1 protein-coding gene and 1 pseudogene are annotated in these 1,603 nt (G+C 37.7%); both read right to left on the bottom strand.

Annotated features, from left to right (window positions below):
• Positions 1 to 92: 92 nt before the first annotated feature.
• Positions 93 to 1,157, bottom strand: a complete 1,065-nt coding sequence (locus LG368_RS15600) for a putative bifunctional diguanylate cyclase/phosphodiesterase (protein WP_338086341.1) — start codon at positions 1,155 to 1,157, stop codon at positions 93 to 95.
• A 15-nt stretch (positions 1,158 to 1,172) separates the two neighbouring features.
• Positions 1,173 to 1,463 (bottom strand): annotated as a pseudogene (locus tag LG368_RS15595) (PAS domain-containing protein); the annotation flags it as partial.
• Positions 1,464 to 1,603 lie beyond the last annotated feature (140 nt).

Below are 1,603 nucleotides of genomic sequence, written 5' to 3'. Positions count from 1 at the left end.
AGCGCCCTGAGCGTTGGTCAAAAGCAGAAAGAAACTGGCAGCCAATAGGTGATGTGGAATTAAATCCAGAGCAACACAAAGACGCTGCTTAATTATTTTAGGCGACAACTACCTTGAAAGACGCCGAGACTGTAAATGGAAGAATGACCGGTTCCAAAGTCGTCTAAAATTAAGCTAAACCCCAGCTTGGAGATATAGTTCAAGTTTTTCACCGCAATTGCATCGTTCTCAAATAACATCGTTTCTGTAACTTCTATTTTTAATAACCTGATGAGATCGGGGGACTTTTTTGCAACAAGTTCCAATTGTTCAATGATGGCCGTTGATTTTACCTGGTAAGAGGATAAGTTAATGCTAATCGGTAGCTGGACGCCATGGTATTTCAATACTTTTAAATGACGACGGATTTCTTTTATTTGATCCACACCCAGCTTATGGATAATTGGGTTATTTTCAATGATGGAAATAAAATCTTCGGCATGATGAAGCACACCGTCTTGGTCTTGATATCGAGCCAATGCTTCAAACGAGTGTACTTCCCCTGTGACCATGTTGTGTATTGGTTGGAAGTGAAGGTGCATCTCGTCATCTTCAATCGTTTTTTCAATTTTATAAAATTGACTGTCATTTAACTTGATAATCTTTTGTTCTTCATCATTATAAAAGGCAAAGTCATTTCTACCTGAATTTTTTGCCATGTACATGGCATTATCGGCGGCGTTTAATAAATCTGTTTGTGTCATTGCGTCATCAGGGTATTGTGCGATACCAATTGAGCAGCTGCACTTGTAGTTCAAATCTTTTAATAGAAAGGGCCGTGAAAACCCCGAAAGTATCCGTTTAGCGATGGACTCTAAATGGTATTTAGGGTTGTTGTTTTGAATCAAGATAACAAACTCATCTCCGCCTAAACGAGCCACAAAATGTTGATCATGCGTGCTGCTTTTTAATGTCTTAGCGACTTCAATCAGTAATGCATCCCCATAGTCATGACCGTACTGATCATTAACGAACTTGAATTTATCTAAGTCAATAAAGAAAATACTTAACTGTTCACCTTGTCTTTGGGCTTCAATAAAAAGGTCATTAAGCTTGTGATTAAAACTTAGACGATTATCAATCCCTGTTAGAGGATCTTTAAAAGCAGCATCCTGCATAACTTTTTCTGTATTGACTTGTTTTGTAATATCTTCAATAAAGTGTAGGAACTTATACCCTTCTGCATCATGGATCATAATGATATTGACGCTGCAAGTAACGGGTGTATCCGGGTTGTAAGAAGTAACACAAGGGATTCGAGTTTCAATCTGATCGACTTCAGTCAGTAATGTGTCTATTGCTGAGCGATGCGTTTGTTGGCCTTTATCGTGATACAAAAAATGATCTTTTTTTCCTCTTACTTCTGCGTCACTGCGTCCGAAGAAATGTGTAAAACTGGGATTGATGAATAAAATAGTATTGTCTTCATCCGTTAAGTAGTTGTCCCTGAATAACTCTCAACCTATTGAATTTATTGTGTTTTTATTAGATAGTTTATGTCTAAATCTTGCTGTAAATACAGTGTAAGGCCCAAAAAGTTGCAGAATCGGTGAGTTTTATGAAG

This window comes from Marinomonas algarum, assembly GCF_020532605.1.
Lineage (GTDB): Bacteria > Pseudomonadota > Gammaproteobacteria > Pseudomonadales > Marinomonadaceae > Marinomonas > Marinomonas algarum.
Note: the sequence above shows the minus strand (reverse complement) of the source record. Positions and strands in the feature narration are given on the sequence as shown.

What these genes read in the sequence shown, in the direction of transcription:
- LG368_RS15600 (WP_338086341.1), bottom strand. Translation starts at nt 1,157, where the DNA reads ATGCAGGATGCTGCTTTTAAAGATCCTCTAACAGGGATTGATAATCGT.